Source organism: Billgrantia campisalis, from assembly GCF_022341425.1.
Classification (GTDB): Bacteria; Pseudomonadota; Gammaproteobacteria; order Pseudomonadales; family Halomonadaceae; genus Halomonas; species Halomonas campisalis.
This window is the reverse complement of record NZ_JABFUC010000018.1, coordinates 32,322-58,657: the sequence shown is the minus strand read 5'-3', so window position 1 is coordinate 58,657 and position 26,336 is coordinate 32,322. Positions and strand designations below refer to the sequence as shown.

Here is a 26,336-nt window from a genome sequence, read left to right as displayed (position 1 = left end):
CCACTGGCTGGGGCAGGCCCCTACCCCAGCCAGAACCCGATCAACAGCAGCACGGCCACCGCGATCATCAGCGGCACCGCCAACCGCCGAAAGCTTCGCTCGTAGCGGGCCAGCTCGGTGAGCGCGACCATCGCCCGCTGCTCCTTCGCCACCAGTCGTGCGCGCAGTCGTGAAGCGCGCCTCTCGATGACCCGCCCCCTGTGCACCAGGCCATTGAGCAGGTGGTGCGCCAGAGCCGCATAACCCCACCACAGGTCGCCAGGGCGCAGCCGCCGGCTGACACGCCAGTCGACGCGGAGCGCTACCAGGCCAAGGACGAGTGCCAGGGCCACGCCCACCGCCACCGGCCACAGCAGGCCGGGCAGCGCCTCGAGCGGCGGCCATTGCGCGCCCCCTTCCGCCAGGGGCAACCAGAGCGGCACTCCGGCCGCCGCCAGCACCGCGAACAACCAGGCCAGCGGCATGGGCGCCCGCCAGGGCGTGTGGTGGTGTCCCCGCTCCTGCCACTGACGCCATAGCGTGCGCGCCATCAGCAGGGTGGTGCCCACCGCGGCCAGGCTCAGCCAGGCCACCAGGCTCGCGTAGCCACCATCGTAGAGTGCGGCCTTCAGGGTCCACTTGGTGGAGAGTCCAGACACCACCGCCCCGGCCAGCGACAGCGCCGGCAGCACCAGCAAGGCCCACAGCAGCCAGATGGGCAGCCGCGGCGGATGCTCGCTGATGCCAACGCCCAGAAACAGCGCCCCCTTGGTCATACCATGGTGGGCGGCGAACAGCACCACGGTGGCCGAGAGCGCGGGCCATAGACCGGGAGTCGCCAGACCGACCCCGACCAGGGCGGTGAGCATGCCCATCTGGCTGATGCTGGAGTAGGCCAGTACCGCCTTGGGGTGGCGCTGGGTCACGCCGAACAGCGCGGCACCCAAGGCCCCCAGCAAGCCCATGACGATCACCCCACGCCCCAGGCTCTCCAGCCCGGCGGTGGGATCGCCCAGCGGCAGAGTACTCAGCCAGCCGAACAATCCCGCCTTGATCATCACCCCGCTGAGCACGGCGCTGGCCGGGGTGGGCGCGACCGGGTGGGCCAGCGGCAGCCACACGTGCAGCCCCGCCACCCCCGCCTTGACGCCGAAGCCCAGCCACAGCAGCAAGGCTATCCAGCCCCCCTGCTCGGCCCCGGCGATCCCCTCACGCAGGCCGGACAGGGTCACCGTCTCCACCGTGCCGACCGCCCACAGCAGCCCACCGAGAATCAGCGCCTCACCGAATAGCGCCATGATCAGATAAGACCGGCCTCCCAGCCAGGCATCGCGATTGCCGGCATGCACCACCAGGACGTAGGCGGAGAAGGTCATGACCGCAAAGCCCAGATAGAAGCTGGGAATATCCTCGGCCAAGATCAACAGCAGGTTACCGGCCAGCGTCAGCGGCCAGAGCATTGCCAGGCCCAGCAGACGACGGAAGCTATCGCCATCGCCGGCTTCGGCGGCCTGTTGCTCGATGGCCAGGTAACCGCGGGCATAGAGGCCCGCCACTGTCCAGAGCAGGGCGCTGAACATCAGCCAGGGGCGACGTGCCTCGTCGAGCTGCCACAGCCCCCCCAGCAGCCAACCCTCCATCACCAGCGTGTATTCGCCGGGCCACAGCGCCAGGACCAGCGCCGGCAGCGGCGCCGAAGCCCACAGCGCATCCAGCAGTAGCGGCCGGTGTCCCGGTCGCCACAGGGCGTCATGCTCCATCATCAGCCGCAGCGGATTACGCAGCATCACCAGCAGCGGCCAAGCCACGGTCAGCGCGATCAGCAGTCCGGGCATCATGGCAGGTACTCCTCGGTGGCCACGAGGGTCGCCAGATCCAGCGGACTGAAGGGGAGCCCGGCCAGCAGGCCGGCCAACAGGCTGAACAGCGCCGTGGCCACTGTCGGCCACAGCAGCCAGTCACTGGTCTCGAAGCGACCCAGGCGCCGCTCGGCGGGCCACTGGCCAAGCCCATGTGCCGGTCCGGGCCGGAACCACAGGCGATGCAGGATGGGCAGGAAGTAGGCGGCGTTGAGCAGACTGCTGGCCACCAGCACGGCGATCACCCAGGGCATGCCGGCCTGCACCGCCCCCAGGCCCAGGTACCACTTGCTGATGAAGCCGGCCACCGGCGGTAGCCCGATCATGCCCAGCGCCCCGAGGGTGAAGGCCAGGCTGGTGAGCGGCATGCGCCGCCCCGCCCCGTCGAGCTCATCGATGCGACGAATCCCCAGTTCCTCGGCATAATTGCCGGCACAGTAGAAGAGCGTGACCTTCATCAACCCCTGGTGCATCAGGTGCACCATCCCGGCGATGGTGCCGAAGGGGCCGAACAGGCTGATGCCCAGCACGATATAGGAGACCTGGCTGACTGTGGAGAAGGCCAGCCGCGGCTTGAGCTCCTGCTGGGCCAGGGCACGCAGCGAGCCGTAGAGGATGGTCACGCAGGCCAGCCCCGTGAGCACCCCGAGCAGCCCCAGCTCGAAGGTCAGCTGGATGCCGTAGACGTCATAGACCAGGCGCACGATGCCGAAGGCCCCGGCCTTGACCACCGCCACCGCATGCAGCAGCGCGCTGACCGGCGCCGGCGCCACCATGGCCCGGGGCAGCCAGCCGTGCAGCGGCACCAGCGCCGCCTTGACACTCAGCCCCAGCAGCAGCACCAGGAAGAGCCCGATCAGCAGCGGGCTCTGCTCCGCGGCCAGCGCCGTCAACACCTCACGCTCGCCGAACACCACCTCGCCCACCAGGACATGCAGCGCCACCACCCCCAGCAGCAACACCAGCCCTGCGGTCAGGGTATAGCGCAGGTAGAGGGTACCGGCGGCCAGCGCCTTGGGGTTACCGCGATGCACCACCAGCGGATAGGTGGAGAGCGTGAGCATCTCGTAGAAGAGCAGGAAGGTGAAGAGGTTGCCGGCGAGCGAGATACCGATGGTACTGGCCACGCAGAGGCTGAAGAAGCCGAAGAAGCGCTTGCGGTTGGACGATTCCTCCAGGTAGCCGATGGCGTAGACGGTGGTGGCCAGCCACAGCAGCGACGACAGCCCGGCAAACATCATGCCCAGGGCATCGACCTTGAGCAGGAAACTCACGCCCTCCACCACCGTGAAGCCGAACACGAAGTCGCGCCCCTGGTAGAGTCCCACCACCATCACCACCACCAGCGCCAGCTTGGCCAGGGCGGCGGCGAGGTTGAGCACCGCTCTGGCCCACCAGGCGCGCTCCGGCAGGGCGAAGATCACCGGCGCCACCAGCAACGAGGTGGCCAGGGTGGCCAACGGCAGCCAGGCCTGACTCATGGCGCGCCTCCCGTCATGCTCAGCAGCCCCAACGGCCACTGGGCCACCAACCCCAGCAGCAGAGCGGCGAGCGCCAGCAGCAGGGCAATCAGATCCATCCCCCCGGGCACCCTTCGCAAGCCGAAGTGGGGAGCATCCTCGATAAAGGAGAAGCGAAACAGCCGGAAGACGTAGGCGGCACTGAGCAGGGTGCCCACCGCCAGGACCAGCAGCCAGGGCCAGTGACCGGCGGCCAGGGCGGCATGCAGCAGCAGCCACTTGGCGGTGAAGCCGGCGCTCGGCGGCAGCCCCACCAGGCTGATCGCGGCGATGCCGAAGCTGAGCAAGGCGAGGGGAAAGCGGCGGCTGGCCCCGGCCAGGCCCTCCACTCGCCACTCGCCGGTGAACAGAATCAGGTTACCGGCGGCCAGAAACATGGCGGCCTTGGCCAGCGCGTGGGCCACCAACTGCAGCCAGGTGCCCTCCCAGGCGATGGCCGCCACCGCTGGCGTCGTGCCGATCAGCAGCGGAAATGCCAGCAGCAGATAGCCGAGCTGCGAGACGGTGGACCAGGCCACCACGTCCTTGATTTTGGCTGCCCGCCAGGCCATCAGCCCACCCCAGACCACCGCTGCCGTCCCCATGCCCCCCACCAGCCAGGCGGCCACGGCGGCGTCGGGCACCAGCACCAGCCACAGCTGCAGGGCAATGAAGAAGGAGGCCTTGATCACCAGGGCCGCATGCAGGGCGCTGACCGGCGTCCAGGCCGAGGCGTGCACCGGCGCCAGCCAGGTGTGCAGCGGAAAGGCCGCCGCCTTGAGCAGCAGCCCGGCGCTGAGCAGCGCCATGGCCACCCACAGCAGCGGGCCGGGCTCGACCGCAGTTGCCAGACCAGCCAGGTCCAGCCGCCCCCAGCCGCCCAGCAGCAGGGCCACACCCAGCAGGAAGGCCAGCGAGCCGACCAGCGCCAGCAGCAGATAGCGCATCCCCGCCGCCAGGGCCTCCACGTGCCCCGGCAGCAGCATCAGCCCCACCGCCGCCAGCCCCATCAGCTCCAGGCCCACGTAGAGGGTCAGCAGATCCGCTGCCAGCCAGATCAGCGACAGGCTGGCGACCATCGTCCCCAGCAGCGGCCACAGCCAGGCCCCTCCGGCGCTGCGCTCTTTCACCGCGACCCTCAGATAGCCGGGCGCATAGGCCGCACTGGCCAGGGTCAGGGCCTGGGTCAGCAGCAGCAGCAGCAGCGTCAGGCCGTTGATCCGCAAGTGCAGGGCGAGCGGCCCCACGTCCAGGGTCCAGGCCTGAACCCCGTGGGTGCTGACCTTCAGCAGCAGCCAGGCAGTCGCCAGCAGCGGGAGCAGTGACACGCTGGCGACCACGCCCCCCCGTAAGGGCCGGAACCAAGCACCCAGCACGCCGAGCAACAGCGGCAGGCCCAACAGCAGCAGCACGACCGCACTGATGCCCGGCTGGGCCGGCTGGGTGGCCATCAGTCCCAGTCGCTCGATCATGGCCCACCCCCGTTCTTCATCGACGCCATCACACGCCGCCCGTCCAGACCATTGAGACGACGGATCAGCAGGGCCCCCAGCATGGTGCCCAGCAGCGCCACGACCAGCCCGGTGATCACCAGTCCCTGACCCGCCGCCGGTGACACCTCGCGCGCCAGAGACATCAGCAGCAGGAAAATGCCGGTGCCGATGATGTTGAAGGCCAGCAGGCGGCGCAGCAGATGGCGCTGCAGGGCGAAGGCCCAGAGCCCCAGACCGAACAGCACCGTGCCGGACAGCCGTAGCGGCCCCGGTGCTTCATTGATGGCAGGCAGAGAGGCCAGCGCAATGCCGAGCATGCCTACGGCGGCCAGTGCCGGCAGCAGACGGAAAAAGCCACGCCGCCAGTTCAGCGGTACCGGATCCCGCCAGCGTGACAGCCTCCCCCGGGGGGCACGCGCCCAGGGCATGACACCCAGCGCATGGAACAGAAAGGCGCCGGTCAGCGCCGCCCCCAGCAGTACCTCCAACAGCGCCAGCCAGGGGAAACCCAACCGCCACCAGGCCAGCGCGACCGTCAGGGCAAAGAGCACGAACAGCGCACAGGCGCGGATCAGTTGGCGGTCGAACAGCGCCAGTGCCGCAGTCGTAACCAGGGCAAGGGTCAGCAACAGCTCGTCGAGTAGCAGCATGTGACGGCGCCTCGTCTCAGCAGACCACTCGGTTGACGATCCTCTCGATCCGCACCTCACGCCCGACGCCAGCCCCCCGCGCCAGCAGGGTGGGAAGCGGGAGGCAGAGGGGCAGGTGACGAGCCCGCCCGACGCTGGCCAGGTGGCTGCCGACGTCGGCACAGGCTGCCGACAGACGGACACTCTCGGAAAGGTCGGGCATCGTCACAGTCTCCTTGAGCCAGATAGCGAAGGTATCATGTTGAAACCTTGGAGCTCTATCCTGCCCGACTCAACCCCGGCCAGCCACCCCGAACGCTCAATGTGGCAGCGTGGTCGACGCATCGACTGGTCGCTCCCGCACGCTGACGATACGGTTGCGGCCGGCCTGCTTGGCCTGGTAGAGCGCCTGGTCGGCCGCCGACAGGGTCGCTTCCAGGCTGCCCTCCGGCGGCAGGCAGGCAAGCCCGATGCTCACCGAAAAGCGAACGCCATGGCCGCCCAGGTCGAGCTCGATGGCCCCTACCGCCTCGCGCAGACGGTCCAGAATCACCCAGGCATCATCCACCTCGGTATCCACCAGCAGCAGCGCGAACTCCTCGCCCCCCAGGCGCCCCAGCAGGTCGTAGGGGCGCAGGCTCTCGCGGCAGACCTCGGCGAAGAACTGCAGAGCCAGATCCCCGGCGGCGTGGCCGAAGCGGTCATTGAGCTGCTTGAAATGGTCCAGGTCGAGCATCGCCACCGGCAGCGTGCGCCGCTGACGCCGCGCCTGGGCATGCACGTCGGCGCCGCGCTCGAAGAAGGCGCGGCGATTGAGCACTCCGGTGAGGGAGTCGGTATAGGCCAGGCGGCCGAGCTGCTCCTCGCTCGCCTTGCGCTGGGTGGCATCGAACAGCACGCCGTGCCACAGGGTATAGCCGCCCGCCAGACGCTCAGGCATCGCCAGCCCCTCGACCCAGCGCTCACTGCCGTCCAGGCTTATCAGGCGGAACTCCAGATGCCAGAGCTTGAGCCCCACAGCTGACCGGGCGACGGAAGCCTCCACAGCCACCTGGTCATCGGGATGCACCCGCTCGAGCAGGCGCTCGGGGTCGTCCAGCACCGCTTGAGGGGTCAGTCCGCACAGGGTACGAATGCCCTCGCTGATATGAAAGAAGGTGAGCCGGCCACGGGGATCGCGGCAGGACTGGTAGACCACCGCCGGCACCTGGCCCAGCAGGTGTCGCAGGTGCGCCAGCTCGCTCTGGTCGGCCAGCCGCGAACGCCACGCCTGGGTGATGTCGCGCATCAGCACCAGCACCCGGAGGCTGCCATCGGGGTAAGTCAGCGGCTGCAGCACGGCTTCCTGATAGGTGCTGGCGGCATCGCCCCCAGTGTTGCAGCGCACCACCCCCTGCCAGGGCTCACCGCTTGCCAGACAGTCATCCAGCGCGTGCTTGAGGGTGCCGTCGAGCGGATCGACGTCGAGGCCGGCCAGGCGACGGCCCAGCAGCGACTCGGGCGAAAGCCCGGTCCGCTGCTCGAGCTGCGGGCAGACCTGCCGGACCACGCCCTCGCCGTCGACCAGCATCACCGCACCGGGATAATGGTGCAGCAGCTCGCGAGCGAACGCCTGGTCGCGCTCCTGCCGACCGAGGTCACGCCGCTCGAGCCTGAAGCCACCGGCCACCAGTCCGAGCAGGGTCAGCCCGGACAACCCCAGGGCGGGGCCAAGCCCCATGGCCAGTTCCAGCAGCACGACCGCGACCCCCACCGGCAGGCTGCCGGCGATGGCGATCCCGATCCAGCGACGTGCGAGCCCTCGGCGCCGATCCTTCGGCACCTGTTCGGCATTGGCATTCATCACGCCTCGACACCTTGGCGGCTAACCGCCCGTGGTCACGCAGCAGGGCCCATTCCCTACCCCTACCACTAACCCTAATTCAATCTTGCCATTCGCACAGGGATATCGGCCCTCGAGGCGTCCTGGATCAGGTTACAGCCCCAGTTTCTCGGCGACGTAGTCGGCATCCTTGTCGCCGCGGCCGGAGAGATTGACCAGGATATGCTGGTCGGCGGGCAGCGTCGGCGCCACTCGCATGGCCCAGGCCACGGCGTGGGCGCTCTCCAGCGCCGGAATGATCCCCTCGACCCGGGAGAGGGTCAGGAAGGCGTCCAGGCACTCGGCGTCGCTGGCGGTCTCGTAGTCGACCCGCCCCAGCTCCTTGAGATAGCTGTGCTGGGGGCCGACGCCGGGATAGTCGAGCCCCGAGGCGATGGAGTGCACCGGCATGGGGTTGCCGGCCTCGTCTTCCAGCACGTAGCAGGCCATGCCGTGGATCTCGCCGGGCTTGCCCAGGGTCAGGGTCGCCGAGTGGCGGGGGGTGTCGAGGCCCTCGCCGGCGGGCTCCACGCCCACCAGATGCACGCTATCGTCGTCGAGGAAGGCGGTGAACAGGCCGATGGCGTTCGACCCGCCGCCCACGCAGGCGGTGACGTGGTCGGGCAGGCGGCCATGGCGGGCCAGGAACTGTTCGCGGGCCTCGTTGCCGATGATCGACTGGAAGTCGCGCACCATCTTGGGGAAGGGGTGCGGGCCGACCACCGAACCGATGGCATAGATGAAGTTCTGCGGGTCCTTGAGGTACTCCTCGAAGGCGCTGTCCACGGCGTCCTTCAGCGTCGCCGTACCGCGGGTGACCGGCACCAGCTGGCAGCCGAGGATCTTCATCTTGGTGACGTTGGGGTGCTCCTTCTCGATATCCACCTGGCCCATGTGGATCTCGCAGGGAATGCCCACCAGGGCGCAGGCGGTGGCCAGCGCCACCCCGTGCTGGCCGGCGCCGGTCTCGGCGATCACCTTGGTCTTGCCCATGAACTTGGCCAGCAGCGCCTCGCCCAGGCAGTGGTTGATCTTGTGGGCGCCGGTGTGGTTCAGATCCTCGCGCTTGAGGTGGATCTGCGCCCCGCCCAGCCGCTCGGAGAGGCGGCGGGCGTGGAAGATCGGGCTGGGGCGGCCCACGTAGTCGGCGAACAGCTCGGCGAGCTCCTGCTGGAAATCCTCGCGAACGCGGATCTCCTCGTAGGCGGCGTCGATCTCGTCCATCACCCGCTTGAGGTCGGGCGGAATGTACTGACCGCCGAAGCGGCCGAAGAAGCCCTGGGCATCGGGCAGGTCGGTATAGCGGGATGTGCTCATGGGGCATTCCTGACGCAGTGGATAACGTCGGATCATCTTGCCCAGCCGGCCCGACGCTGTCGAGACAGACCTTGGCCGGAGGGCGCCTCAGGCCGCCACAAAGCGCCCAACGTTGAGCCGGGTCAAGCCGGCCGGCAGCGCCGCCACCTCGAGGGTCGCCTCAGCGCGCCAGGCGCTCGGTGAGCCACTTGCCGATATCGCCGATCTGCTGGGGGCAGACGGCGTGGGCCATGGGGTAGGAGCGGTAGTGGGCGGGATAGCCCAGCGACAGCACCTTCTCGAAGCCGGCCTTGCCCAGCGCCTCGGGCACCACCGGGTCGAAGCTGCCGTGATGCACCTCGATGGGCAGGCCGCGGTTGGCTTCGGCCAGCGTGATGCTGTCGGCGGTGGCGAAGTAGGTGGACAGGGCCAGCAGGCCGCCCAGGGGACGGTCGAAGGAGAGCGCGGCCTGGTAGGCCACGGCGCCGCCCTGGGAGAAGCCGGCGAGGATGATCCGACGGCTGTCGATGCCATGCTCGATCTGCTCGGCCACCAGGGCCTGGATGCGCTCGGCCGAGGCCATGAGCTGCGGCTCGTCGACGCGCCGGTCGAGGCTCATCTCCAGGATGTCGTACCAGGCCGGCATCACCATGCCGCCGTTGATGGTCACCGGCAGTCTCGGGGCGTGGGGCAGGATGAAGCGCACGCTGTCATCGGTCGGCAGCGGGAGCGCCGGCACCAGCGGCTCGAAGTCGCTGCCATCGGCGCCCAGGCCGTGGAGAATGAACACGCAGGCATCGGCCGGCCGGCCGCTGCGTGGCTCGATGATCAGTTCACCGGGATGGCTCATGGCGTTGCTCCCCTCGTCGTGCAGTCGGTGGAAATCCGACACCCTACCGCAAACGCCAGGCGGCGGCGAGACACTCGCCCTCCCCGGACGCAGAACGGCTAGCCGGGTCAGAAGGGCCAGAAGTGGGGGATCAGTGTCAGCGCCACCGCGGCGACCAGCAGGTTGAGCAACCCGCCCACGCGCAGGTAGTCGCCGAAGCGGTAGCCGCCGGGGCCGTAGACCATCAGGTTGGTCTGGTAGCCGATCGGCGTCAGGAAGCTGGCCGAGGCGGCGAACATCACCGCCACCACGAAGGGCATGGGGCTGACCCCCAGGCTCTCGGCGCTGGCCATGACGATGGGGAAGATGATTACCGCGGCGGCGTTGTTGGTCACCAGCTCGGTGAGCAGGGCCACCAGCGCGTAGGTACCGATCAGCAGCAGCCAGGGGTTGCCGTCGGCCAGCCCCAGCGCCAGGCCGGCCAGGGTCCCGGCGGCGCCGGAGCTCTCCAGCGCCGCCCCCAGGCCGAAGGAGGCGGCGATGGTCAGCAGCACCTGGGTATCCAGGCCGCGCTTGGCGGCCCCCACGCTGCAGCAGCCGGTTACCAGCACCAGCGCCGCCCCCAGCATGGCGGCATTCAGCAGGCTCATCACGCCCAGGGTGGCCAGGGTCACCACGCCGAGCAGGATGCTCCAGGCCAGCCAGGCCTTCTCGTGCACCGGGCGGGCGGCGCCGTTGACCTGGCTGATCAGCAGGAAGTCGCGGGACTGACGATGGCGCTCGATGAACGGCGGGCGGGCCTCGAGCAGCAGTACGTCGGCCGGCTGCAGGCGCACCTGGCCCAGGTTGCCGAGCACCCGCTCGCCGCCGCGGCATACCGCTAGCACGGCGGCGCCGTAGAGGGTGCGGAAATGGCCGTCACGAATGCGCCGGCCGACGAACTGGCACTGGTCGGAGACCACCGCCTCCACCAGGCGCCGCTCCTTGAAGTCCTTCTCCAGGCTCGATTCGCCATGTCGCGACGGAATCAGGCCGCGGATCTGCTGCAGCTCCACCGCCGCCGCCGAGGTGCCGGCGAACACCAGCCGATCCCCGCCCTTGAGCCGCTCCCCCGGCCCCACCACGCTGACCACGTTGCCGTCGCGCTCGATCTCCACCAGGAACAACTCCTGCAGATGGCGCAGCCCCGCCTCCTCGACGCTCTTGTCGACCAGCGGCCCCTCGGGGTCGACCTCCATTTCGATGGTGAACTCGCGGGGATTCTCGAAGGCCGCCTGGGCACCGCGCCGCTCGGGCAGCAGCCAGCGCCCCACCAGCAGCAGGTAAACCAGGCCGACCACGGCCACCGGCACGCCGACCCAGGCGATATCGAACAGCCCCATGGCGAGATCCGGATAGCGCTCGATCAGCAGGCCGTGGACCACCAGATTGGTGCTGGTGCCAAACAGGGTGATGGTGCCGCCGAGAATCGAGGCGAAGCTCAACGGCATCAGCAGCCGATGAGCGGGGATCGTCAGGCGACGGCTCCAGCTGAGCACGGCCGGGATATAGGTGGCCACCACCGGGGTGTTGTTGAGAAAGCCGCTGAGCGCGGCGACCGGCAGCAGCAGGCGCGCCAGGGCCCGGCCCTCGCCGCGGGGACGGCCCAGCACGTGGCGGATGATCAGGTCGATGCCGCCGGTCTCGCGGATGCTGGCCACCATCACGTAGAGAAAGGCCACGGTGAACAGGCCGCTGTTGGAGAAGCCGCCCAGCGCCTGGCCGCTATCGATCACGCCCAGGGTCAGCAGCAGAATCAGCGCGCCGAGCAGCACCATGTCGGGCCCGATGCGCGTGAAGGCCATCAGCGGGAAGACGGCGCTGACGACAGCAAGCGAGATCCAGGCGTCGAGGGGCATAGGGGTCCATCACCAGGCGAAGTATCTCGCCCATTGTGCCGGCCGCCCTTTATTCCTTAAAGTTATTTGTGGAAATTTATGTATTCGATTTACACATAAACCAGCCCTGCAGGAAGCCCGTGGAAGGGAGTCGCTGATGGCCGCCCACACAAACGCGCAGGGCCCGCTTTCGCGGGCCCTGCGGGGCGCCACCCGAGGGTGGCGCACATCAAGATCGGTCGATCACGTCAGTGACGAATCAGCCGATGACCTTGATGTTGGAAGCCTGGAGGCCTTTCTTGCCCTGAGTGACGTCGAAGGAGACCTTCTGACCGTCCTGGAGGGACTTGAAGCCGTCAGCCTGAATCTCGGAGAAGTGCGCGAACAGGTCGTCGCCGCTGTCGTCCGGAGAGATGAAGCCAAAGCCTTTAGTGTCGTTGAACCACTTGACGGTACCGGTAGCCATTATCGAATTCCTCGAATAGCGTTTGATTTTTCCGGGAAATACCCGAGTTGCAGTGGGTAAAACAAGAAACTTTCACCGGGAAATCGACGCTATGAGCTTTCGATGACCACTTGCGATGTTCCACTTGCTAACCAACTGCGCACAGCTTGCGCTCTTCCCGGCCACACGTCAAATACTATTTGCACCCGGTGACGAGAAAGTTACTCGCCGGCCAGGATCCACCCCGCCGCCTTCTCGGCGATCATCAGGGTCGGCGAGTTGGTGTTGCCGCTGGTGATGGTGGGCATGACGCCGGCATCCACCACGCGAAGCCCCTTGACGCCACGCACGCGCAGGCGCGGGTCCACCACCGCCAGAGGGTCGTCGTCGCGCCCCATCTTGGTGGTGCCTACCGGGTGGAAGATGGTGGTGCCGATATCACCGGCGAGCCGTGCCAGGTCGTCGTCGCTCTGGTACGCCACCCCCGGCTTGACCTCCTCGGGCGAGTACTTCGCGAAGGCCGGCTGCTCGGCGATGCGCCGGGTGACCCGCAGCGAATCCGCCGCCACCTTGCGATCCTCGGGCGTACTCAGGTAGTTGGGCGCAATGGCCGGGGCCTGGCGAGGGTCGGCGCTCTTGATGCGCACCGTGCCGCGGCTGGTCGGATTGAGGTTGCACACGCTGGCGGTGATGGCCGGGAAGTCGTGCAGCGGCTGCCCGAAGGCCTCGAGGCTCAGCGGCTGAACGTGGTATTCGATGTTGGGATGGACGTACTCGTCGCTGCTGCGGGTGAAGGCGCACAGCTGGGACGGCGCCATGCTCATCGGTCCCGAGCGTTTTAGGGCATACTCGAGGCCGATCTTGGCCTTGCCCACCAGGGAGCTCACCATGGTATTGAGGGTCTTGGCGCCGGCGACCTTGTAGACCGAGCGGATCTGCAGGTGGTCCTGGAGGTTCTCGCCCACCCCGGGCAGATCGACCACCACCGGGATGTCATGCTCGCCGAGCAGGTCCGCCGGGCCAATGCCGGAGAGCTGCAGCAGCTGCGGCGAGCCGATCGCCCCGGCGGAGAGGATCACCTCGCACTCGGCCCGGGCCACCACCTCCGTTCCCCCACGCTCGACGCGGACCCCGGTGCAGCGCGGCTCGCCGCCCTGCCTGTCAAAATCGAGCCCCAGCACCTGGCTGGAGTGCCAGAGCGTGAGATTGTCGCGTTTCTCGACGCCACGCAGGAAGGCCTTGGCGGTGTTCCAGCGCCAGCCGGCTCGCTGATTGACCTCGAAGTAGTCGACGCCTTCGTTGTCGCCGCGGTTGAAGTCCTGGGTTCGCGGGATGCCGGCCTCCACGGCGGCGGTGGCGAAGTCATCCAGCACCTCCCAGCTGAGGCGCTGCTTCTCGACGCGCCACTCGCCGCCGTGGCCGTGGAAGTCACGATGGGCGGCATCGGCCTGGCCAGGTGCATCCAGGCGATGATGGTCCTCATGCTTCATGAAGTCCGGCAGGCAGTTCTCCCAGCGCCAGGCGTCATCGCCGGTGAGCTCGGCCCAGCCGTCATAGTCGCGGGCCTGGCCGCGGATATAGAGCATGCCGTTGATGCTCGAGCAGCCGCCGAGCGTCTTGCCGCGGGGGTAGATCAGCGAGCGGCCGTTGAGGCCGGGGTCGGGCTCGGTGCGAAAGCGCCAGTCGGTGCGGGGGTTGTCGATGCAGTAGAGGTAGCCCACCGGAATATGGATCCAGTGGTAGTTGTCGCGCCCCCCCGCCTCGATCAGCAGCACCCGGTTGGCCGGGTCGGCGCTGAGGCGGTTGGCCAGCAGGCAGCCGGCGGTGCCGGCGCCTACCACGATATAGTCGAATTCCTGATCTGCCATGGCGTGCTCTCGGTGCGGCTACGCTCGAGGCTATTCCGGAGACAGGGCTACGAGGGGGCGCTGTAAACCCATCCCTGGGCGCTACCGATGCCATCCCTGGCATAGGACCCCCTCTCCTCCCTGTCCCCGGCGCCTCTCGCTTGGGCGAAGGGTGGCCGAGCTTACTTATGGGTCGGCATGGCGAACTCGGCGCCAGCGTTGATCGAGTCGGACCAGCGCTGCATGATCGACTTCTGCTTGGTGTAGAAGCGTACACCCTCCTCGCCGTAGGCGTGGGTGTCGCCGAACATCGAGCGCTTCCAGCCGCCGAAGCCGTGCCAGGCCATGGGCACCGGGATCGGCACGTTGATGCCGACCATGCCCACCTGGATGCGGCGACCGAACTCCCGGGCCACGCTGCCGCTCTCGGTGAAGCAGCTCACGCCGTTGCCGAACTCGTGGTCGTTGATCAGCTGGATCGCCGTGGCGATGTCGGGCACCCGCACGCAGGCCAGCACCGGGCCGAAGATCTCTTCTTTATAGAGGGTCATCTCCGGGGTGACGCGGTCGAACAGGGTGCCGCCCATCCAGAAGCCCTCGGCGCAGCCCTCCCCGGTGGTGCTGGCATCGAAGTCGCGGCCATCGACCACCAGCTCGGCACCCTCGGCCACGCCCTTGTCGATATAGCCGGTGATGCGCTGGTGTGCCTGGGCGGTGACGATGGGGCCCATCTCGGCGTCGAGCTCCATGCCGTTCTTGACCTTGAGCGCGCGGGCCCGCTCGGCCAGGCGTGGCACCACCTGGTCGGCCACGTCGCCCACCAGCACCGCCACGCTGATCGCCATGCAGCGCTCGCCGGCACTGCCGTAGGCGGCGCCGATCAGCGCATCCACCGCCTTGTCCAGGTCCGCATCGGGCATCACCACCATGTGGTTCTTGGCGCCACCCAGCGCCTGGACACGCTTGCCGTTGCGGGCGCCACGCTCGTAGATCAGGTTGGCGATCGGCGTGGAGCCGACGAACGACAGCGCCCGTACCTCCGGGTGGTCGATCAGCGCCTCGACGCTCTCCTTATCACCCTGCACCACGTTGAAGACGCCATCGGGCAGCCCGGCACGGGCGAGCAGGTCGGCGATCAGCAACGAGGCGCTGGGGTCGGTGGGGCTCGGCTTGAGGATAAAGGTGTTGCCGGCGGCGATGGCGAGCGGAAACATCCACATCGGCACCATGACCGGGAAGTTGAACGGGGTGATGCCGGCGACGACGCCCAGCGGCTGGCGCATCGTCCAGTTGTCGATGCCGGTGCCGACCTGCTCGGTGTAGTCGCCCTTAAGCAGCTGCGGGATACCACAGGCGAACTCGACGATATCGATGCCGCGGGCCACTTCCCCCTGGGCGTCGGTGAACACCTTGCCGTGCTCCTTGGTGATCGCCTCCGCGAGCGTATCCTTGTGCTTGTTGAGGAGTTCCAGGAAGCGGAACATCACTCGAGCGCGGCGGATCGGCGGGGTGTCGGCCCAGGCCGGGAAGGCGGCGGAAGCGGCGGCCACGGCGCTGTCCACATCGGCATGGGAGGCCAGCGCTACGCGGCCGGTCACCTGGCCGGTGGCCGGGTTGAAGACCTCCTGGGTCTGGGCGGAGCGCCCTTCGAACATTTGCCCATTGATATAATGCGGGATGGTGGCTGTGCTCATTGTGAACCTCGCTGTCGTGGCCGTTAGAGCGGCGAGAAGGCCGCCAATGGCTATCTAGCCTAGCCCGGCCACCGCCAGGATCAATTGAGTAATTCAAAACTAGGATATAAGCTCAGCTGATATCACTTGCCGATGAGTTGCCCCCATGCAGGACCTCCAGACGCTGCGCGCCTTCGTCACCGTGGCCCGGGAGGGCAGCGTTTCCCGGGCCGCCGAGCGGCTGCACCTGACCCAGCCGGCGGTCAGCCTCAAGCTCAAGCAGCTCCAGGAGCGCCTCGGCCTCAGGCTGTTTCGCCGACACCCCAAGGGGTTGGCGCTGACCGATGACGGCCGGACACTGCTCGCCGCCGCCGAAAAGGCGCTCGCCGCCGTGGCCGCCTTCGACCAGAGCGCCCAGGCGCTGCACAGCACCCTGCGCGGCCGACTGAAGATCGGCACCATCGTCGACCCGGAGTTCATCCGCCTGGGCGCCTTCCTGCACCGCCTGGTGGCGCGCGCGCCGCAGCTCGAGACCGAGCTCTCCCACGGCATGAGCGGCACGGTGCTGGAGCGGGTGCGCCGCGGTGAGCTCGACGTCGGCTTCTTCCTCGCCCCGCCCGGGGAGGGCCCAGGCCTCCCGGAGATCGCCCACCGGGAGCTGACCCACTTCCACTACCACGTGATTGCCCCGGCCGGCTGGGGTGGCCGGCTGGCCGGCGCCGGCTGGGCGCAGCTGGCCGCCCTGCCCTGGATCGTCACCCCCGCGGCGTCGGTCCACCACCGGCTGCTCCACGGGGTGCTCGACCCGCTGGGCGTGGCCGTGAACGGCGTCGCCCAGGTGGACCAGGAGGCCTGTATGCTCGACCTGGTGCGCGCCGGCGTGGGGCTGAGCCTGGCCCGGGACGCCCTGGCCATGGCCGAGCGCCAGGAGCGCGGTCTGGCCCTGGCCGAGGGCGTACGCCTGCCCTGCGCGCTCAGCTTCATCTGGCGCCACGACCGCGGGGAGGCACCGGTGATCGCCGAGGCGCTGGGGGTGTTGGCCAGCGTCTGGGGCGACGGCTAGGAAAACACTGCCCAAATGCCTACACGAGCGAATCGCTGCGAGGTGAAGCTCGGGCAGATGGCGCCGGCAGGAGCCGGCGCGGTCGGAGTATGGCGACGACTGGGGAAGCGCCCTACCTCACATGACCGGCACGCCGGTGATGATGACATGCAGATGGAAGGCGAACAGGTAGTAGAGCACCAGACCGGCGACCACGGTGATGGCGGTGCCGGCCAGGCGCGGAGTGCCGGCGCTCGGCTGCTGCGGGCGGCGACGAGCGGAGCGGAAATCAAACACCGCCCACGCCAGGAAGGCCCCGAAGAAGACGATATCGCCCAGCCGGCCGTTGGCGAGCAGGTGGGAGAAGGCCCAGAGCTTCACGGCGATGATCATCGGGTGGCCCAGCTTGGCCTTGATATGATTGCCGGGCACATAGGCCGCCGCCAGCAGGATAAAGGCGGGGATCATCAGCAGGGCCACGGCATGGCGCAGCCCCACCGGCGGGAACCAGACCCAGGTGGGGTCGAGGCGCATCTGGCCATAGCCCCAGATGGCGATGGCCAGGCCGAGGATCGAGGCGACCGAATAGGCCGCCTTCCACGGCAGCTCGCCCATGCGCCGAACCTGCGCGGCACGCCAGTCATCGGCAACAATGCGCACCGAGTGCACACCAAGAAAGATCAGCAGGCCAAGGATCATCACGGTCATGGTAGGGCTTCCTTTGCGGGTGGTTTCCAGGACAGGCTGCAGCTTAACCACCCCGGGGCCCCACACCAAGGCCTGTCGCCCCATTCGCGGTTGCCACTCGCCCGCCCAGACTCGACAATGGGGCCGTCACCACGGCGGGCGAGTCCCGCCGGCTCGCGCCGAGCCCGTGATGATCTTCCCCCTTCCAGCCGCAGGGAACACGGACACCATGCAGCGTCTTGAGATCACCTATGAGCAGGTGGCCGCCGCCGCCGAGAACCTGACGGCCAAGGGCATCCCCCTCACCCTGCAGCGCATCGGCGAACACCTGGGCGGCGGCTCACCGCATGCCATCCAGCGCCATCTCGCCGAATGGCGTGCCAAGCAGCCGCCGGCCAAGCGCCCCGCCCCCAAGCTACCCGACACCCTGCTGGCGGCCCTGACCGATGAGCTCCAGCGCCAGACACAGGCCGCCCACAGCGAAGCCGACCAGGCGATCCAGGAAGCTCGCAGCGACGCCACCGCCCTGGCGGAGCTTGGCGAAGGCCTGGAGGCTCGCGCCGAGCAGCTGGCCCGGCGCCTCAGCGTCGCCGAAGAGGCCCTGGAGCGCGCGAAGGCCGAGCGCGACGGCCTGCGGACCGAGCGCGACGAGCTCGAGCACGAGCTCGAGCACGAGCGCCAGACCCACCAGAAGGTCCGTGAGCAGGGAATCAAGGCCCAGCAGCAGGTGGAGATGCTCACCGCCCAGTTGGAGGAGGCCCGCCAGGCCCGGCTGGTGGCCGAGCGGGCCACCCAGACCGCCCAGACGGCGCTGACCAAGGCGGAGCGCAGCCAGGCCGTGGCAGAAGTGCAACGCGATGCGGCCCTCGAACAGGCCCGCGACCGGGCCCGGCAGGTGGAACAGCACCGCCAGGCGCTGCAGGCCGAGCAGACCCGGCAACGCAAGGAGATCGACGACCTGCGCGCCGGCCAGAAGGCACGCCTGGAAGACGTCGAACGCGCCCGCAAGGAGGCCATGGAGCAGGCGCAGAAGGCGACCCAGCGCGCCTCCAAGGCGGAAATTCGCGCCGAGGCCCTGGAAGCGACCCTGGCCGCGCTCAAGTCACGCCTGGACGCGCTGCAGGTCCAGCAGCGCCAGCAGAGCGTCGGCAGCAAGAAGGCCGGCGCGCCCCGCCAGGGTAGCTGAGCGCCTCGCCGCGGCCGGCGGATTTCCTGGCCGGCCGACGCTTTTTGCTCATGATCGCTTCGACGACGTCAGCCTGCCTTCAAGCCAAGCGAACACGTACCCGCGGGGCTCATCGACCCCGGTGACGACATAGCGAAGCGTATAGGGATTATGCAGCGTCGCCTGCAGCATCGGCTCCGCTGAATGGACACCGCAGAAGAGGACCTCGTCACCGGTCTCAAGCGTAAATGCCTCATCCGGCAACATGATCGATTGCCCTGCCCGGCGTACGGCGAGCGCCTCGCACGGGAGCCGTTCCGGAAACGCGCGCGCGTCGCGGCACAGCACCCCCAAGGCCACCGCCCGCCCGGCATCCAGATAGTCGGTCACCGCCGGCGCTTCGCCCGGGACCAGCCTGACCGACCACAGGTGCGGGGGCTCCGCGCCCACGGCCGCCTGCAGACGGGCCACCAGCGCTTCCGTGCGAGCCGGTTCGCGTGCCGCGAGCCAGTCGATCAGTTCCTGGACGAGGGGCGAGATCAGCAGCTTCAGGATCCGCCGCGCCGTGGTCAGGCTGTGCTGGAGGACCAGGTCGGCCCGCGCGGCGTCGAAGGCAACCTGATTCTCATGGCTGTTCTGGCGCACGATGCGAAACGCATCCGGATTGAGCTCCGTCACCGACAACAGCGCACTGAGATTGTCAGAATCGCGATTCGTCGCGGCGACGATCCCCGCCGCGTCGTCAATCCCCGCGGTCACCAGGGCCGAATGATCAGCGTACGCCTGCACCATGACCGTATCCACTCCGGCCTCCTTGGCGTCCACTTCCGGATCGATGATACGGACACTGACGCCTGAGGCCTGCAGGTAGCGATGGATCCAGCGCCCCATCCGTCCATACCCGCACAGAATCCAGTTGCCCCGCGGAACCCGTACCGGCACCCCGAGTTCGGCGCCACGTGTGCCCACGAACCACGCATTGAGGTTGTGCAATTCGGGGCGTGCGATCGCCCAGTAGACGAGCTGGGCGAAGATCTCGAACGGGTCGACGACGGTGACATTGTCCAGCGAGCGCAGATTGGCCTCGTGGCGGAGCGATGTCGAACGGCAGATGACCCGAAGCTGTGGGTTCAGGTGCCGTGCCATTACCGCAATCTTGAGATTGACGTCGTCATCGTTTGTCAGCACGACCAGCGCCCGGCATGCGGGGTGTTCCACACCCGCGGCTAGGAGGTGCTTCGGCGCACTGGCGTCGGCGCAGAGCCCCGGCATCGCGACGGTGTAATCGCGCACGCCCAGTGCCTTGATGCGTTCCGGGTCGGAATCGAGTATCACCGCGCGCATACGGTGGTCGCTCAGGCCCCGGGCAAGCAGACTGCCGGTATCGCCGAAGCCGCAAAGGATGACGAAAGGCTCCACGTTGCCTCCCACCTTGCGGGCGAACCGAAACCCATCCATGGCCTGGATGAAATGGGGGTTCTGCACCAGGCGAATCAGGGATCCGATCGCATAGAACCACGCGATGGCGCCGGTATAGAGACAGAAAATCGCCCATAGGCGCTGCTCGTCGCTGAAGCCGTGCGGCAGTTCGCCGAAACCGGTCGTGGTCGCCGTATAGGTGAAGAAATAGAAGGCATGGAAGAGATTCATGTAGGTCGTCTCACCCTCGACGACCTGGCCAGGCATCAGGGCCATGCCCATGATACCCACCGAATAAACGAACAGCAGCGCGAACAGCGGCCGGCGCATATAGCGCAGGACGATCATAGTCACACGGTCGAGATCGGAGGTCGGCGTCACCTGTTCAACCCTCCCTCTGTGTGTCCCGGATGGCGGCTGCCATGCTAAACCGACCCGCACTCCTAGCGTCGCGAGAGCAGCGTATCGCCCACCAGAATTACCGTCGCAACGATATTCGCGACCAGCGCTCCCGTGGCGAGCGAGACGATATCGGCCATTTCTCCAGGCCCCGGTTCGCTCCCACCACCGGATTCCACGACGATCCAGACGACCCGCGCCGTGATCAGCAGCAGGCCGGCCACCAGCCCGGAGGCCAGCAGCAACGCCCCGGTCTGGGAGCGATCCCCCAGTTTCAGGCCGATCGCGACCAGGTTGACGATGATGGTCAGCGTGAGAATCCAGACATTGTGGTGTGCGCCCGCCTCGACGCCACCCGCCACGAACGCGTAATTGAGGCTCAGGGTGAGAATGATGAAAAAGCCGAAGACGACGCGTTCGAGATTCATGGGCCTACTCCTGGCCGGGACGCGCCGTCAGTATAGGCAGGCGCCCCGTTGACCGCGAACGCCAGCGCCGTGATGGGCTCAGGCAGTGGCCGGATTAGGGCATCCGGCCTCGGGCTCGCCGTGATCAGGCAGCGGCACCCATCCTGGCCATACGCTGCCCGAGCAGCGCGGCGCCCAGCCACAGCGGAAGGCTGACCACCACATAGAGCAGCGCCAGGCCCGGGCGGCCCACCGTGACCAGGTGCAGCGTTTCCAGGCCGAACAGCGAGAAGGTGGTGAAACCACCGCAGAAGCCCGCGACCAGGAAGGGCTGCCAGCGCGCCACGCGACCACGGGTGTAGCGCGCCCCCCGCGTGGCCAGCCAGGCGATCAGCCAGGAGCCGACGACATTGACCAGCAGGGTCCCCCAGGGAAAGAGGGGGCCGAGAGCAGCAAGCGACCCCGCCGAGACCAGGTAGCGCAGGGTGCTGCCGAGGGCGCTGCCCAGCCCGACGGCGGCGTAGGGATACCAGCGATTCATTGGGCGCCCCCTGCCAGCCACCAGCCCAGGGCGGCCAGCAATAGACCGATCAGGCAGGTGGCCAGCACGTTGCCCACGGCCCGCCGCGGATAGCCGCTCTGCCAGAGGGAGAGGGTCTGCAGGCTGAAGGAGGAGACGGTGGTGTAGCCGCCGAGCACGCCCACTGCCAACCCCAGCCAGGCCGCGGAGAGCTCGAGGCTCGTCGGCACCCCCAGCCGCCCCGCGACCCAGCCCGCCACCAGCGCCCCGCTCAGGTTGACCACCAGGGTCCCCCAGGGGAAGGTGGCGCCGAGTCGCCGGGTGACGAGATTGGTCACCGCCAGGCGCCCCATGCCACCCAGCGCACCGCCCACCGCCACCAGCAGCAGGCTGGAAAACCCAACGCTCATTCGATGCTCTCCTTCTTAGGCTCGACGGAATAGCGCTCCGGCTCGACATCCCGCGGCGCCTGCCGATCGAAGCCGTGCGGGAGGGCAGCGCCAAGCATACATGAGCCTGGGCTTATCCCCCACGCCGTGCGGGCACCCGCCTCCCCTTGCCGGCGCCAAGTCCATGCAAGAAGTCCACGCAAGAGGTACGCCTTTGGCCGCCTGGCGAAGGATAAACGGCAGGCGTACCCTGTGAGCACTCCCACTTCGCTCCCTTTCATCGGCTCAACAAGGAAAAAGTGATGAGCAACAAGATCAAAGTCGATGCCCCCCTTGTCGTCCTGCATGGCGACGAAATGGCTCAGGTAGCCTTCGATAGAATCCTCGAGACCTTCGTGACCTCACGGCTCGACGTGGCGCTGGTCGAGATCGACCTGTCGGCCGAGAACCGCCTGGTGACCAACGGTCAGGTGGTGATCGACGCCATCGAAGCGCTCAAGCAGCATGGCGTGGGCATCAAGAATGCCGGCATGACAGTCAACCGCACCCAGCTCGGCGAGCTGCTGGCCAAGCACCCCGAGATCGACAGCACCCGCCTGCACCCGCTGGCCACCAAGTCCCCCAACGGTGCCATCCGCAAGGGCATCGGCGGCAATATCACCCGCGAGGATATCGAGTTTCGCAACCTCAAGGTCTCGCGTCCCGAGTGGATCGGCCGCGATATCGAGGTGGACACCATGGACACCGGCGGCATCAAGGACAGCTTCAACGAGCTCTCCCGCGCCACCGGCGTGGTCAAGCTGATGTTCGTGGGCGAAAGCGGCGACCCGGTGGAACTGCACCGCCGCGAGGTCAACAAGGGCGACCCCTGGCTGCTGGCCACCAACGACGTGGAGGACGTGAAAGCCTGGGCCCACCGCTTCTTCCAGCGTGCCATCGGCGAGAAGCGCGATATCTACCTGGGCCTCAAGGACACCGTGATCGCCGGCTATGACGGCGTGATGCGGGCCGCCATCGAGGGCGTCTACGACACCCACTACCGCGAGCAGGTGGAGGCGCTGGGGCTCAAGTACTTCTATGAGCTGATCGACGCCCAGGCCGCGCGTCTGGTCGCCAACCCGCCCGAACGCGCCCTCTGGGGGGTGCCCGACAACACCACCGGCCGCAAGCTCTACAAGCTGGTGGAACAGCTCAAGCTCTACGGCATTCCCGACCGCAAGGCCCAGGTCTCCATCTCGCGCATGAGCGCCGGCGGCGGCGACCAATACGGCAGCTTCAACGCGCCCGCCAGTGAAGACGGCATCCTCAAGGTGATCGTCGACGGCGAGGAAAAGCACGCGCGAAGGGTCAAGAAAGGCGACGCCATCCTGCTGATGTCCAACGACCAGGCGGCGATCAAGGACTGGGTGCTACAGGTATTTCGCGACGCCTCGCGCAAGGACAAGGAGGTCTACTTCGGCCTCAAGCGCGAGTACATGGAGTACGACGAGGTGTTCAGCACGGCGATCACCGACGTGCGCCGGGAGCTGGCCGAGACCGGCACCCCCCCACCGTCGTTCATGATCATGCGGCCCTCCAGCCAGCTGATCAAGATGATCACCGACCCGCCCCGCAACGCCCTCTACCCGGCGCAGAACCTCGACGGCGACATCTTCTCGGACATCTCCGCCGCGCTCGGCGGAAGCCTCGCCACCGCCAGCTCGATCATCGAGAGCAAGGAGGGCACCATGCTCTTCGAGGCGCCCCATGGCACCGCTCACGATCTCTATCTGACCTATCAGGAAACCAACGGCAAGCAGGCGCACTTCAACTCCTCCGCCCTGCTGTTCGCCGTGGCCAACGCCCTGGAGACCCTGGGCGAGCGCGAGGACAACGACGCCCTGATCGACTACGCCCATCGCCTCAAGGCCGCGCTGATCGACACCGTGGGCGCCGGCATCATTACCGGCGACCTCAAGGGCAAGACCAACAACCCGGCGAGCGAGACCCTGGTCGACATGAATGGCTTCCTCGACGCCGTGGCCAGCCGACTGTAGGCCAGAGCCGAGCGAAACGACCTCGCTCCTTCGGGCGAGGTCATCACGACGCCCCCCCCCGCCCCCTGGCCTTCTTCCCCCTCAGCAACCCGGTCCGGTGCGACCGGGTTGGATGGTAACTGGCGACACCTGACCACATTGATCGCCGCCTAACAGACAAGACCTAATACCGATCCGCATCCGTAGTACTACGTATATCGATCCGTAGGGGAGCCCACTAGTCTTGGCGATAAGCGGCAACGGCCTTCATCACAACGACAAGACAGGCGGAGATATCCCTTGAATATCGCCCACTATCTCGACCACAGCACGCGGATAGGGCCGGAGCGCCCCGCGCTCTATCACGGCCCGGCGCTGCACTCCACCTATGCCGAGCTACAACAGCGCGTGAAGGCCCTCGCGGGCCACTTCACCCGGCAGGGGCTCGCGCCGGGCGAGCGCGTGGCTATCTACATGAAGAATCGCCCCGCCTACCTGGATGCACTGATCGCGACCTGGTACGCCGGGCTGGTCGTGGTGCCAATCAATGCCAAGCTGCACTGGCGTGAAGTCGACTATATCCTAGAGGACAGCGGCAGCCGGCTACTGATCAGCGACCGCACACCGGATACCACGCTTGCCAGTCCTGCACGCCTCCTGCTGCTCGAATCCCCCGATTTCGCACCCGAGGGACAGCCCCTCAGCGCACCGCTGACCAGGGCTTCGTACGATGCGGCCTGGATCTTCTATACCAGCGGCACCACGGGCCAACCAAAGGGCGCCACGCTGTCCCATGGCAACCTCGCCTGCATGGCCAACTGCTACCTGACCAACGTCGACCATGTCGAGAATGATCAGGTGCTGGCGCACTTCGCGCCTTTGTCCCACGGCTCCGGCATCTACCTGATTCCCTACCTGATGCGGGGCTGTGCCAGCCTGGTGCCGGCCAGCGCCGGCTTCGACGAGGCCGAGTTCATTGAGCTGGTCAACCAGCACCGCGGGCTTGCCATGTTCCTGGCGCCGACCATGATCCGGCGGCTCGTCGACCATCTCGATGCCAGCCAAGCCGAGCTGAACATCGACCACCTTCAGGCCATCGTCTATGGCGGTGGCCCTATGTACGAACGCGACCTGCGTGACGCCCTGACGACCTTCGGTTCGCGACTGGTGCAGATCTATGGCCAGGGCGAGAGCCCCATGACCATCTCGGTGATGAGTCGGGAAGCGCACGCGCCCTATGCCGAGCCCGGCGAGGTATCCGCTGATCGCCAGGCCTTGGTACCGGTAGGACGCCCCCACCCCCAAGTAGAAGTAGCGATCCAGGATAGCGAGGGAAACCCGCTGCCAGACGGCCAGGAAGGTGAGATCTGCGTACGCGGGGATAGCGTGATGCTGGGTTACTGGAACAATCACGAGGCCACAAGCGAGGCCCTGCGCGGCGGCTGGCTACGTACCGGCGACATCGGACGCATGGCGGCCGACGGCACTCTTTTCCTGACCGATCGTGTCAAGGATGTGATCATCAGCGGCGGCACCAATATCTACCCGCGCGAGGTCGAGGAGGTGCTACTGCAGCATCCGGCCGTCCACGAGGTCTCGGTGATAGGAGCCCCGCATCCCGAGTGGGGCGAGGAGGTGGTCGCCTTCGTCTCGCTCCATCGCCCGCTCGATCCGGCCGAACTGGACCAGCACTGCCTGGAACGGATGGCTCGCTTCAAGCGGCCCAGGCGCTACGAGGTCCTCGAAGCCCTGCCCAAGAATGCCTACGGCAAGATCGTCAAGACGGCGCTGAGGCAGCGTCTCGCCCGCCAACAGGAGGAGAGTGCTCCATGAAAACCCGCATCATCGGTGTATCCCACAGCCAGTTCGGCAAGCTCGAGGCGAGCCTCGAGACGCTGATTGCCGACGCGGCCAGTGCGGCCCTGGCCGACGCTGGCGTTGAGGCCCGCGACATCGACGCCATCTATGTCGGCCAGTTCAACAGCGGCATGTGCGCCCAGGAGTTTCCCGCCTCCCTGGCGCTTCAGGCCGACCCCGACCTGCGTTTCAAGCCCGCCACGCGCTGCGAGAACGCCTGTGCCAGCGGCTCTGCGGCGCTCTACCAGGGGATCAACCTGATCGAGGGCGGCCTGGCGAAGCGGGTCCTGGTCATCGGTGCGGAGAAGATGACCGAGGCCAGCCCCGCCGCCATCGCCGAGGGCCTGCTGGGCGCCAGCTACCGGCCCGAGTCACAGGGTGTGGAGGCCGGCTTCGCCGGAATCTTTGCCGAGGTCGCCCGCGCTTACTTCGAGCGCTACGGGGATCACGCCGAGGCCCTGGCGCGTATCGCGGCCAAGAACCATGCCAACGGTACCCACAACCCGCTGGCTCAGCTACGCAAGGATCTCGGAGTCGACTTCTGCCGCGAGGTCTCGGACAAGAATCCGGTCGTGGCCGCGCCGCTGAAGCGCACCGACTGCTCGCCGGTCTCCGACGGCGCGGCCGCCATGGTGCTGACCCATCCCGACGCGGCACCTGCCGGCCCCCGCCAGGTTCGCTTCCGCGCCAAGGCCCAGGTCACCGACTTCATGCCACTGGCTCGACGCGACCTTACCCGCCTGGAGGGCGCCGGCCGGGCTTGGCAGCAGGTGCTCGCCAGTGCCGACCTCTCCCTCGACGACCTGTCGCTGGCCGAGGTGCACGACTGCTTCACCATCGCCGAGCTGATGATCTACGAGGCCATGGGGCTTACCCCGTCCGGCCAGGGGGCCAGGGCGATTAACGAAGGATGGGTCATGCCCGATGGCAGGCTGCCAATCAATCCCTCCGGCGGGCTCAAGTCCAAGGGCCACCCGGTCGGCGCCACCGGGGTCTCCATGCACGTGCTGGCGGCCCGGCAGCTGCTCGGCGAGGCGACCGGCGTGCAGATCCCGGACGCTCGTCTGGCCGCCGTCTTCAACATGGGCGGCATGGGCGTGGCCAACTACGCCAGCATCCTGGAGCGTGTCATCGACTGACATCACCGCC

Annotated in this window: 21 protein-coding genes; 5 read left to right on the top strand and 16 right to left on the bottom strand. The window is 67.6% G+C overall.

The window, feature by feature from the left end:
• Nucleotides 1–20: 20 nt before the first annotated feature.
• The 11 genes from HOP52_RS17840 to HOP52_RS17790 form a co-directional block, all read right to left on the bottom strand.
• Nucleotides 21–1,817: a complex I subunit 5 family protein gene (locus HOP52_RS17840; protein ID WP_238978812.1), complete on the bottom strand. Its 1,797-nt coding sequence runs from the start codon at nucleotides 1,815–1,817 to the stop codon at nucleotides 21–23.
• Entirely contained in the window at nucleotides 1,814–3,319 is a 1,506-nt protein-coding gene (locus HOP52_RS17835; RefSeq protein WP_238978810.1) for a complex I subunit 5 family protein, read from the bottom strand. The genes HOP52_RS17840 and HOP52_RS17835 overlap by 4 nt, the downstream gene beginning before the upstream one ends.
• Complete coding sequence (locus HOP52_RS17830; protein WP_238978808.1) at nucleotides 3,316–4,809, bottom strand: complex I subunit 5 family protein; 1,494 nt, start codon at nucleotides 4,807–4,809, stop codon at nucleotides 3,316–3,318. Before HOP52_RS17830 ends, HOP52_RS17835 begins: the two co-directional genes overlap by 4 nt.
• On the bottom strand, nucleotides 4,806–5,480 hold the full coding sequence (locus HOP52_RS17825; RefSeq protein ID WP_238978806.1) for an NADH-quinone oxidoreductase subunit K: 675 nt from the start codon (nucleotides 5,478–5,480) through the stop codon (nucleotides 4,806–4,808). Before HOP52_RS17825 ends, HOP52_RS17830 begins: the two co-directional genes overlap by 4 nt.
• 298 nt (nucleotides 5,481–5,778) lie before the next feature.
• Nucleotides 5,779–7,302, bottom strand: a complete 1,524-nt coding sequence (locus tag HOP52_RS17820) for a sensor domain-containing diguanylate cyclase (protein WP_238978805.1) — start codon at nucleotides 7,300–7,302, stop codon at nucleotides 5,779–5,781.
• 132 nt (nucleotides 7,303–7,434) lie between these two features.
• Nucleotides 7,435–8,637 carry a tryptophan synthase subunit beta gene (gene trpB / locus HOP52_RS17815; protein ID WP_238978804.1) on the bottom strand — a complete coding sequence of 401 codons (1,203 nt, stop codon included), beginning with the start codon at nucleotides 8,635–8,637 and terminating at the stop codon, nucleotides 7,435–7,437.
• Between the two features lie 160 nt (nucleotides 8,638–8,797).
• Entirely contained in the window at nucleotides 8,798–9,466 is a 669-nt protein-coding gene (locus HOP52_RS17810) for an alpha/beta hydrolase (protein ID WP_238978803.1), read from the bottom strand.
• Nucleotides 9,467–9,573: 107 nt separating this feature from the next.
• Nucleotides 9,574–11,343: an SLC13 family permease gene (locus HOP52_RS17805; protein ID WP_238978802.1), complete on the bottom strand. Its 1,770-nt coding sequence runs from the start codon at nucleotides 11,341–11,343 to the stop codon at nucleotides 9,574–9,576.
• 238 nt (nucleotides 11,344–11,581) lie between these two features.
• On the bottom strand, nucleotides 11,582–11,788 hold the full coding sequence (locus HOP52_RS17800) for a cold-shock protein (protein WP_238978801.1): 207 nt from the start codon (nucleotides 11,786–11,788) through the stop codon (nucleotides 11,582–11,584).
• Nucleotides 11,789–11,988: 200 nt separating this feature from the next.
• Nucleotides 11,989–13,635 (bottom strand): GMC family oxidoreductase, encoded by a 1,647-nt coding sequence (locus HOP52_RS17795; protein ID WP_238978799.1) that lies wholly within the window; start codon nucleotides 13,633–13,635, stop codon nucleotides 11,989–11,991.
• A gap of 161 nt (nucleotides 13,636–13,796) precedes the next feature.
• Nucleotides 13,797–15,308: a CoA-acylating methylmalonate-semialdehyde dehydrogenase gene (locus HOP52_RS17790; protein WP_238978797.1), complete on the bottom strand. Its 1,512-nt coding sequence runs from the start codon at nucleotides 15,306–15,308 to the stop codon at nucleotides 13,797–13,799.
• Nucleotides 15,309–15,453: 145 nt separating this feature from the next.
• Between HOP52_RS17790 and HOP52_RS17785 the strand changes: the two genes are divergently transcribed.
• A complete protein-coding gene (locus HOP52_RS17785; RefSeq protein ID WP_238978796.1) occupies nucleotides 15,454–16,350 on the top strand; it encodes a LysR family transcriptional regulator in 897 nt (298 codons plus the stop codon).
• Nucleotides 16,351–16,467: 117 nt separating this feature from the next.
• On the opposite strand, the gene HOP52_RS17780 is transcribed toward HOP52_RS17785, so the two are convergent.
• Complete coding sequence (locus HOP52_RS17780; protein ID WP_238978794.1) at nucleotides 16,468–17,037, bottom strand: NnrU family protein; 570 nt, start codon at nucleotides 17,035–17,037, stop codon at nucleotides 16,468–16,470.
• Nucleotides 17,038–17,245: 208 nt separating this feature from the next.
• Between HOP52_RS17780 and HOP52_RS17775 the strand changes: the two genes are divergently transcribed.
• Complete coding sequence (locus HOP52_RS17775; protein WP_238978792.1) at nucleotides 17,246–18,202, top strand: DNA-binding protein; 957 nt, start codon at nucleotides 17,246–17,248, stop codon at nucleotides 18,200–18,202.
• A 48-nt stretch (nucleotides 18,203–18,250) separates the two neighbouring features.
• Here the strand turns inward: HOP52_RS17775 and HOP52_RS17770 are convergent, their stop codons facing one another.
• The 4 genes from HOP52_RS17770 to HOP52_RS17755 all read right to left on the bottom strand — a co-directional run bounded on the left by HOP52_RS17770 (nucleotide 18,251) and on the right by HOP52_RS17755 (nucleotide 21,336).
• Nucleotides 18,251–19,981, bottom strand: coding sequence for a potassium channel family protein (locus HOP52_RS17770; protein WP_238978790.1), 1,731 nt, complete (start codon nucleotides 19,979–19,981; stop codon nucleotides 18,251–18,253).
• A 62-nt stretch (nucleotides 19,982–20,043) separates the two neighbouring features.
• Nucleotides 20,044–20,427: a DUF6394 family protein gene (locus HOP52_RS17765; protein WP_238978788.1), complete on the bottom strand. Its 384-nt coding sequence runs from the start codon at nucleotides 20,425–20,427 to the stop codon at nucleotides 20,044–20,046.
• Nucleotides 20,428–20,551: 124 nt separating this feature from the next.
• Nucleotides 20,552–20,947, bottom strand: a complete 396-nt coding sequence (locus tag HOP52_RS17760) for a fluoride efflux transporter FluC (protein ID WP_238978786.1) — start codon at nucleotides 20,945–20,947, stop codon at nucleotides 20,552–20,554.
• Complete coding sequence (locus tag HOP52_RS17755) at nucleotides 20,944–21,336, bottom strand: fluoride efflux transporter FluC (RefSeq protein WP_238978785.1); 393 nt, start codon at nucleotides 21,334–21,336, stop codon at nucleotides 20,944–20,946. Before HOP52_RS17755 ends, HOP52_RS17760 begins: the two co-directional genes overlap by 4 nt.
• A gap of 281 nt (nucleotides 21,337–21,617) precedes the next feature.
• Here HOP52_RS17755 and HOP52_RS17750 point away from each other — a divergent pair, with 281 nt between their 5' ends.
• The 3 genes from HOP52_RS17750 to HOP52_RS17740 all read left to right on the top strand — a co-directional run bounded on the left by HOP52_RS17750 (nucleotide 21,618) and on the right by HOP52_RS17740 (nucleotide 26,326).
• Nucleotides 21,618–23,351, top strand: coding sequence for an isocitrate/isopropylmalate family dehydrogenase (locus tag HOP52_RS17750; protein WP_238978784.1), 1,734 nt, complete (start codon nucleotides 21,618–21,620; stop codon nucleotides 23,349–23,351).
• 279 nt (nucleotides 23,352–23,630) lie between these two features.
• Entirely contained in the window at nucleotides 23,631–25,163 is a 1,533-nt protein-coding gene (locus tag HOP52_RS17745) for a class I adenylate-forming enzyme family protein (protein ID WP_238978782.1), read from the top strand.
• Complete coding sequence (locus HOP52_RS17740) at nucleotides 25,160–26,326, top strand: acetyl-CoA acetyltransferase (RefSeq protein WP_238978780.1); 1,167 nt, start codon at nucleotides 25,160–25,162, stop codon at nucleotides 26,324–26,326. Before HOP52_RS17745 ends, HOP52_RS17740 begins: the two co-directional genes overlap by 4 nt.
• Nucleotides 26,327–26,336: the final 10 nt, after the last annotated feature.